The sequence below is a fragment of the Devosia sp. genome, from assembly GCF_030689745.1.
Lineage (GTDB): Bacteria > Pseudomonadota > Alphaproteobacteria > Rhizobiales > Devosiaceae > Devosia > Devosia alba.
This window is the reverse complement of sequence record NZ_JAUYGL010000119.1, coordinates 1-7,748: the sequence shown is the minus strand read 5'-3', so window position 1 is coordinate 7,748 and position 7,748 is coordinate 1. Positions and strand designations below refer to the sequence as shown.

At 61.9% G+C, this 7,748-nt stretch carries 8 protein-coding genes; 4 read left to right on the top strand and 4 right to left on the bottom strand.

What is annotated here, in order from left to right; translation table 11 throughout:
• The 3 genes from Q8O80_RS10885 to Q8O80_RS10875 all read right to left on the bottom strand — a co-directional run.
• Positions 1–843: ABC transporter substrate-binding protein (locus Q8O80_RS10885; RefSeq protein WP_305579493.1), on the bottom strand; the 843-nt coding region annotated here is incomplete at its 3' end.
• 370 nt (positions 844–1,213) lie between these two features.
• On the bottom strand, positions 1,214–3,106 hold the full coding sequence (locus Q8O80_RS10880; protein WP_305579492.1) for a bifunctional sugar phosphate isomerase/epimerase/4-hydroxyphenylpyruvate dioxygenase family protein: 1,893 nt from the start codon (positions 3,104–3,106) through the stop codon (positions 1,214–1,216).
• 171 nt (positions 3,107–3,277) lie between these two features.
• On the bottom strand, positions 3,278–3,964 hold the full coding sequence (locus tag Q8O80_RS10875) for a TetR/AcrR family transcriptional regulator (protein WP_305579491.1): 687 nt from the start codon (positions 3,962–3,964) through the stop codon (positions 3,278–3,280).
• 149 nt (positions 3,965–4,113) lie between these two features.
• Here Q8O80_RS10875 and Q8O80_RS10870 point away from each other — a divergent pair, with 149 nt between their 5' ends.
• On the top strand, positions 4,114–5,031 hold the full coding sequence (locus Q8O80_RS10870) for a shikimate dehydrogenase (RefSeq protein ID WP_371136165.1): 918 nt from the start codon (positions 4,114–4,116) through the stop codon (positions 5,029–5,031).
• Here Q8O80_RS10870 and Q8O80_RS10865 read toward each other — a convergent pair.
• The gene (locus Q8O80_RS10865) at positions 5,028–5,699 is read right to left on the bottom strand and encodes a GntR family transcriptional regulator (protein WP_305579490.1); all 672 of its coding nucleotides are present in this window, start codon (positions 5,697–5,699) and stop codon (positions 5,028–5,030) included. The genes Q8O80_RS10870 and Q8O80_RS10865 overlap by 4 nt on opposite strands.
• Before the next feature lie 240 nt (positions 5,700–5,939).
• Here Q8O80_RS10865 and dctP point away from each other — a divergent pair, with 240 nt between their 5' ends.
• The 3 genes from dctP to Q8O80_RS10850 form a co-directional block, all read left to right on the top strand.
• Positions 5,940–6,920, top strand: coding sequence for a TRAP transporter substrate-binding protein DctP (gene dctP, locus Q8O80_RS10860; RefSeq protein ID WP_305579489.1), 981 nt, complete (start codon positions 5,940–5,942; stop codon positions 6,918–6,920).
• Between the two features lie 70 nt (positions 6,921–6,990).
• Positions 6,991–7,509, top strand: a complete 519-nt coding sequence (locus Q8O80_RS10855) for a TRAP transporter small permease (protein WP_305579488.1) — start codon at positions 6,991–6,993, stop codon at positions 7,507–7,509.
• Positions 7,506–7,748, top strand: a 243-nt coding sequence (locus Q8O80_RS10850) for a TRAP transporter large permease subunit (protein ID WP_305579487.1), incomplete at its 3' end; no start/stop codon positions are given. The genes Q8O80_RS10855 and Q8O80_RS10850, both read left to right, overlap by 4 nt.

The following is a 7,748-nucleotide window of genomic DNA, read 5'->3' as shown; positions in this document are numbered from 1 at the left end:
GAGCACGACCGAGCGGGTCTCGATATCGTCATAACCATTGATCTGCGGGATCTGATCGGGCGCCACATTGGTGATGATGTCGAACTCGCCCGAGACCAGGCCGGCAACGCGCGTCGAGGGCTCCGGGATCTCACGGAAGGTGACAGTCGCCGCCGTGGGCATCCCGCCAAAATAGTCGTCAAAGGCAACCAGACGGATGGATTCGTCTGCCTTGTACTCTTCGAGCATGAAGGGGCCGGTGCCGACGGGAAACATCGGGATGCCGCCATCGGTGGCAGCCTTTGCTTCCCAGTCAGCCTTGTTGACGATCCACGAGGCCCAGGAGGACAGGCGATGCTCAAGCAGCGGATCGGGTGCCTTGGTGATGAAGTGCACGGTGTGCGCGTCGATCGCCTTGACCTCGGCCAGGACCGAGAAATAGGCGGGCCCTTCCGTCAGGACGGCATTTTCGCCGCTGAGACGGTTAGGCGAGAACGTGAAGACGACGTCTTCGGCGGTGAGCGGCGCGCCATTGTGGAAGGTCACGTCGTTACGCAGCTTGACCTCAAGGGTCAGGTCGTCGATGCGGGTCCACTCGGTGGCAAGGCTGGGGACCAGCGTTGAGCCGCCGCCGCCCTCGGCCGACAGAAAGTCGCGACGGATCAGCGTATCGAAGACGCTGTAGTTGACGCGCGTGCCGACGTTGGAAAGTTCCTTGCCGGGCTCGAGCGTTGCCGGCAGGTCAGCCACGCCGACGACAAGGTCGGGGCGTTCCTGCGCCATCGCAAGCGATGACGTGGCCGCGAGCAGCAGGAGCGCTGCTGCTTTCAGAAAGGTCTTTGGGAGAAAGGTGGAAGTGGTCATTGAACGGCCCCGCAGCGGATGGATTGGCCGGGTAGCTAAGGCACTGGTCTGACAGTTGGACGACAGCGACGTGTCAGTTTTGCAAAAATCCAAACTGCATCCTGGCAGGACTTTGGGAAGCATCTCCTGTGGTAGAGCTTTGCAGCAGTGATTTTTGGCAATTCGTGGCGCGCACAAAAGCGCCAGAACCTGGCGTCAGCGGATGCTGAAAACCCAACGGCCCCGTTCTGGCACTACTACACGTAGGTGCGGGTGCGCGATCGAACGTAAATGGTGTTGTGACACGGCCACGCCAAATGCAGACGGCCGCTTTCAGGGACTGACGGTTCACACGGCAACGACCGGAATGGGGCGCGTTTCTGCCAGAATGTCATTTCCGCGGCATCGCAGCCGATGGGCGCTCCCGCTTTTGCGCGGCAATCCGGAACGGCGCATTGACGGCGCCATATCCCCGATACCCGGCCGAGCGCTGGACGACTTCAAAGAAGAAGCCCTCCCCGATATTGGTCGAATAAAGCTGGAAGAACTCGCCATTGGCGTCGCGGTCATATAGCACATTGGCGCGTTTGAGCGCGTCGACCGTTTTCTGCGGCAGCGCCAGCCGGGCCTGCAGGTCCTGGTAATAGTTGGGTGAAATTTCCAGCGTCTGCATGCCATTGGCGGCTAGGGCGGCGGCGGTGGCAAGGATGTCATTGCTGGCAAAGGCCAGGTGCTGGATGCTCGAGCCGAAGGTTTCGGCGATGAAACGCCCAGCCAGCGTGCGGTGGCTTTCGGCCCCGTTGAGAGTGAGGCGCAGCGAGCCTTCTTCGTTCTCAATGACCTGGCTGCGGATGAGACCGGCCGGATCGACGACATCGACCATCGGGCTTTTCTCGGCCACAAAGATCGAGCGGTAGAACAGGATCCAGGTCAGCATTTCCTCGTAGTTCATGGTCTGCGCCACATGGTCGATGCTTTTGAGGCCCGCATCCATCCCGGCCAGCGGGTCCTCGACGGTCTCGAACTCTATGTCCCAGACCCGGCCGAGCGGGCTTTTTTCGTCCAGGAAATAGATCACGCCACCGCCAATGCCACGGATGGCCGGTATGCTGAGCTGGTCGGGGCCGACGCGCTGGCTGAACAGCGGAGCACCCATGGCCTGGGCGCGCGCGACGGTTGCTGCCGCGTCCTCGACTAGCAGCCCCAGCGCATAGGCCGACGTGCCGTGCGTGAGATAGGCGGCGTGCGCCATGCCCTCGCGCTCGGTATTGACGACGATGTTGATATCGCCCGTGCTGAAGCGTTCGACGGCCTTGCGCCGGTGCCTTCCGGTAAGGCGAAAGCCGAGCTGGCGCAGGTGGCCGGATAGCGCGCTGGCCTCGTCCTCGTCGGCCGCGAATTCGACAAAGGCGACGCCCTGCACGGCGACGCGCGGCGGGAGTACCGGCACATCCAGAGCAATGCCGGGCTCGGCCTGGCGCACCTGATCCATCAGATAGACCAGCGAACGATGTCCGTCGGCGGCAATGGCCCGCGGCGAGCCGCTGCGGAACTGGTCGTTGAAGATCTCCAGCGACACCGGACCGTTGTAGCCGGTGGCTGCCACGGCGCGCATGAAGTCGGTCACTGGCAGGTCGCCTTCGCCGGGCATGTTGCGAAAATGGCGGCTCCAATAGAGCAGGTCCATGTCGATGCGCGGTGCATCGGCGAGCTGCACGATGAAGATCTTGTCGCCCGGAATGGCCCGGATGGAATCGGGGTCGATGCCGCGCGACAGTGTGTGGAAGCTGTCGAGGATCAGTCCGACATTGGCGTGGTCGGCCCGCCGCACGATTTCCCACGCGTCGCGATGGTCATTAACGTGCCTTCCCCAAGCAAGGGCCTCGTAGCCCACCCGCAGTCCCCGCCTTGCAGCGCGTTCGCCCAGCGCCCGCAAATCGGCGGCTGCCCGGTCGATACCGCCCAGCGCCAGGGGTGAGACATTGGAGCAGATCAGGATCAGATCCGTCCCCAGCTCGCCCATCAGGTCGAACTTGCGCTCCGCACGCTCGAAGGCTTGGCCACGCTGGGGCTCCGGCAAGCCCTCGAAATCTCGGAATGGCTGAAACAGCGTAATCGTCAGTCCCAGGTCCGCCACCCTTTTGGCAACCTCGCGCGGCGACTGGTCATAGGCGAGAAAGTCGTTCTCGAAGATCTCGACCCCGTCAAAACCCGCCGCAGCGATGGCCTCTAGCTTTTCCGGCAGATCGCCGCTGATCGACACTGTCGCAATCGAGGTTTTCAAGGTCGCGCTCCCTTTTCAGACGAGAGTACGAACTAGTTAGTACATTTGCAAGAAGGCATCGGCCCGCGGTGGGGAGCCTGACAGCAAGCGCCATTTCAGTGTCAGTGTGGCGTCGCCTGCAGTCGTCCCAATTGCTCTTGGACGAGGTGGATGGGTCTTGTGGCCTGCGACCTATGGCCCCGTCAGCTTCTCCGCTAGGACGACAAATCTCAGTACCATCTCGACCGTCTGCCTGCGCAACGATTCCTGAAAAGCCGGGCTGCCGACGTCCTTGCCAAAGATCTTGGAAAAGGTTGCCCGGTTGGCGACATTGAAAAAGCACAGGGCACTGATCTGCCAGTGGATTTCCAGCGGCTCAAGCCCCGGGCGAAACACCCCTTCGGCCAGACCCTTGGCATAGATTGCCTCGATATTGCCGATGGCCGTGACATTGAGGTCGGCAATGACGTCGGAACGCGCCAGAAATTCGGCATGATGGATATTCTCGATCATCACCATGCGGATGAATTCTTCATGCTGGTGATGGTGGTCGAAGGTAAATTCGACCAGCCGCTGCAGCGCCTCGATCGGCGGCAGACCCGCAATATCAAGCTTGGCTTCGCCGTCTCGGACCTGGCGATAGGCATTTTCGAGGGCGCTGAGATAGAGGCCCTCCTTGTTGCCGAAATAGTAGTATATCATCCGCTTGGACGAACGTGTCTTGGCAGCGATTTCATCGATCCGCGCGCCAGACAGGCCATTGAGGGCAAATTCCTGCGCTGCGACCTCGATGATATTCTGCCGGGTGCCCTCCGGATCCTGAATGCGCGTTGCCCCATCGCGGGCCTTGGATCGGGATGATGAAACCGGAACATTCATTCGTTCAGAGCCTTCCTGGGCGGCAATTGACTAAACTAACCAGTTCGTACATTTTGTTCAAATCGTCTGTCAGCCATTTATCGGGTGCGGCGTGCCAAACACAAGTCCGCCGCTGCGTATCGCGCAACACGGCGGCAGGGAGACGGGACTTGCATACTGCCAGCACGCCGCGGGAATCGCCGCTGTTCAGCGTCATTCTGCAGGGCCGTCGGCCGCGCCCCGGCGCCATAACGGTCGGGCTGATTGGTCGGGGCATTGCCGCGTCGCTCTCCCCACTGATGCATGAGCGCGAGGGCGAGCGCCTGGGCCTCGATTACCACTATCACCTGATCGATTTCGATCTGCTGGGCCTTGAGGATGCAGCCTTGCCTGCAATCCTGGCGGAAGCGCGCGCGCTTGGCTTTTCCGGGCTCAACGTGACCTACCCGTTCAAGCAGGCAATGCTGCCGCTGCTTGACGATCTGGCGCCGGATGCCGCAGCCATCGGGGCGGTCAATACCGTTGTGATGGGCAACCGCACCATTGGCCACAATACCGATTGCTGGGGCTTTGGTGAAAGCTTCCGCCAGGGTCTGCGGGGCGCCCCGCTCCATCAGGTGCTCCAACTCGGTTCGGGTGGGGCAGGCGCCGCCGTTGCCTGGGCGCTACTGCAGGCCGGCGCCGTTGGCCTTGCCATCTATGACACCGATCCTGCCCGGGCGCACGCGCTGGCGGCGCGTCTGCGGGATCGGCTCGGCGCCGATGCCGAGGCGGTGAATGACGTGGCGGCAGCGGCAGCAAAGGCCGACGGCATCGTCAACACCACCCCGGTGGGTATGACCAAGATGCCGGGCCTACCCCTGGCGGCCAACCTCATCGCGGCCCGCCACTGGGTTGCCGACGTGGTCTATTTCCCGCTTGAAACCGAGCTGGTGGCGCTGTCGCGGGCCAAGGGGTGCCGGGTTCTGCCGGGCGGGGGCATGGCGGTCTATCAGGCGGTCCGCGCCTTCGAGCTGTTCGCCGGCATCAAGCCTGAGGCCGAAGCCATGGCCGCCACGTTCAGCGCAGCCGTTGCGGCTGATCGCTAGATTCGACCCGAAGCCAGCACATGATCCACACCGGCCTTGATGTGGCTGGTGAGCATGATGACGCAGGGCTCGACATCGCGCCGCATTGCCAGCTCGAACAGCGCCCGGTGATCGTCCATGACCGCGGCACCGCGAAAGGAAGCGGCCAGCAGGTGGTAGCGGATGAAGCGGTCGAATACCGCCGCGTGCAGCGCCAGCAGCGTTTGCGAACCACAGGCCGAAATCAGCGCATTGTGAAAGGCGAAGTCGTAGCGCACCCATTGCAGGGTCCGGTCCATATCGCCATTGAGCAACTGCGTTTCCACCACCGACAGCTTGTGCTGGGCTGCCACCACGCGACCCTCCCAATCCAGATCGCCCGCGCTCAGCGATAGCCGCAGCGCGTGACTCTCCAGCAGCAGCCGCAGATCGGCCACTTCGCGCAGATTGGCCGGGGTCGCCGGCGCGACCTCGAATCCGCGCTGGCCCTCCGCAACCACCAGACTTTCGCTGGCCAGCCGGTTGAGGATTTCGCGAAGCGTGCTGACGCTGGCCCCGTAACGGGCCTTGAGCTGGTCGAGCTTGAGTTTTCTTGATGGCGGTAAAATCCCGGCAATGATGTCGCCGCGGATGCGCTTGAACGTGACGTCCGCCACGCCCTCTTCAATGTCCTGCCGATCTTCCTGCACGCTGGCCTCCAAGCATTCGTCATTCCGCCCGACCCACGGACAAGCCGGCATAAAATAGCATATAAAAAAAGAAATGCATGACGAAACTGCTTTACCCCGTTAAATTGCTGCCAAGGAAAGCAGGGCATTGACTTGAACGAACTGTTTCGTACATTGTGCTGTGGGACGGAAAACGACGGCTGCAAGCCGCACGTCCGGTGACCATTCCCGCCATGGGCGGGTGACACTTGGGAGGATGAAATGCATTTTGGACTTACGCGCCGTGCTGTACTGCTCGGCAGTCTGCTTTTGGCGGCAGCCGTGCCGGCACTTGCACAGGACAAACCTGTGTTGCGGTTCTCGGCCGTGTTCTCGGAGCAGGATATTCGCGCCGAGATGGTAAACCTATTCTCGGCCCAGATCGCTGAGGACTTCGCCTTCGAGCCCTATTACGGCGGCAACCTGTTCAAGCAGGGCACCGAACTGGTCGCGCTGCAGCGCGGCAATCTCGAAATGGGCAATATCGCCCCCCAGGACGTGTCCAACCAGATCCCCGCGTGGTCGGTGCTGACCTCGGCCTATCTGTTCCGCGACGCGGCGCATCTGCGCACCTTCTTTGACAGCGAGGTCGGCGCCGAGTTCAAGGCGATGGCCGAAACGCAACTTGGCATCCACATTCTGGGGCCGACCTATTTCGGCGCCCGCCAGGTTGGCCTGCGCGGCGACAAGGAAATCAAGATTCCGGCCGACCTAGCCGGCGTCAAGCTGCGCATGCCACCGGGTGAAGCCTGGCAGTTCCTGGGCGAGGCGCTGGGTGCCAACCCCACGCCGATGGCCTATGCCGAGGTCTATACAGGCCTGCAGACCGGCGCCATCGACGGGCAGGACAATCCGCTGCCAAACGTCGAGAACATGAAGTTCTACGAAGTGATGAAGCAGATCGTTTTGACCTCGCATCTGGTCGGCTATGACCTGCTGGTGGTGTCCGGCGATGCCTGGGCGGCTATGACGCCCGAGCAGCAGGCCAGCGTCCAGGCTGCGGCCAACGCGGCGATCGATTTCAGCCAGAACGAGCATCTGGCCCGTGAAGCCGAACTGGCCGAGCGATTCCGCAGCGCCGGCCTCAACGTCTATGAGCCCGACGTGGCAGCGTTCCGCGCCCATGCCCAGCAGATGTATCTCGACAGTGATCTGGCCAAGGATTGGCCCGAAGGCGTGCTCGATCGCATCAACGCACTCTAGACTTCTTGCGCAAGGTGATGGCACCCCAGGGCGCCATCACCTTTGCAAACCTGCGCTGCGGAGATTGCTGATGAATACCCGACTGGCCGGCCTCGGCGCGTGGTTGCATGCCCGCGCCGAAAACATCCTCGCCGCCATGCTGGCCGTGATGTTTGCCGTGTTCATCCTGCAGATTGTGTTCCGCTATGCGCTGAACCTGCCGATCGGCTGGACCCATGAAATCAGCGTCGTGCTCTGGGTGTGGCTGGTGTTGTTCGGCACGGCCTTCGTCGTCCGCGACCATGAGGAGATCCGTTTCGACCTGATCTACGGTACCGCCAGCAACCGGGTCTTCCGCGTCATGGTGGTAATCACCGCCATCATCGTCATCGGGCTGTTCGCCATCTCGCTGCCGGCGGTCGTCGACTACGTGACCTTCATGAAGGTCCAGTCCACCGCCTATCTCGATATTCGGTTCGACTATCTCTACGCCATCTACCCGATCTTTGCCGTGGCCGTCATTGTCCGGCAGTTCCGGGCCGGTTGCCGCGCCATCTGGGGCGAGCAGGCGCGTGATGTCGATCCCAGCAAAGTGAGTTCGGGCGTATGAGCCTGTCGCTAGCCTTCAATGCCGCGCTGATCACCATCATCGCAACCGCCGTGCTGGGACTGCCCATGGGGCTGTCCATGATCTGCGGTTCGATCCTCTATCTGCTGATCCGCGGCCAGGACATGGGCATCGTCGCCGAGCAGCTGCTCAACGGCATGTATTCAAATTACATCATGCTGGCCGTGCCGCTGTTCATCCTCGCCGCCGAGATCATGAATTCCGGTTCGCTGTCGGAACGA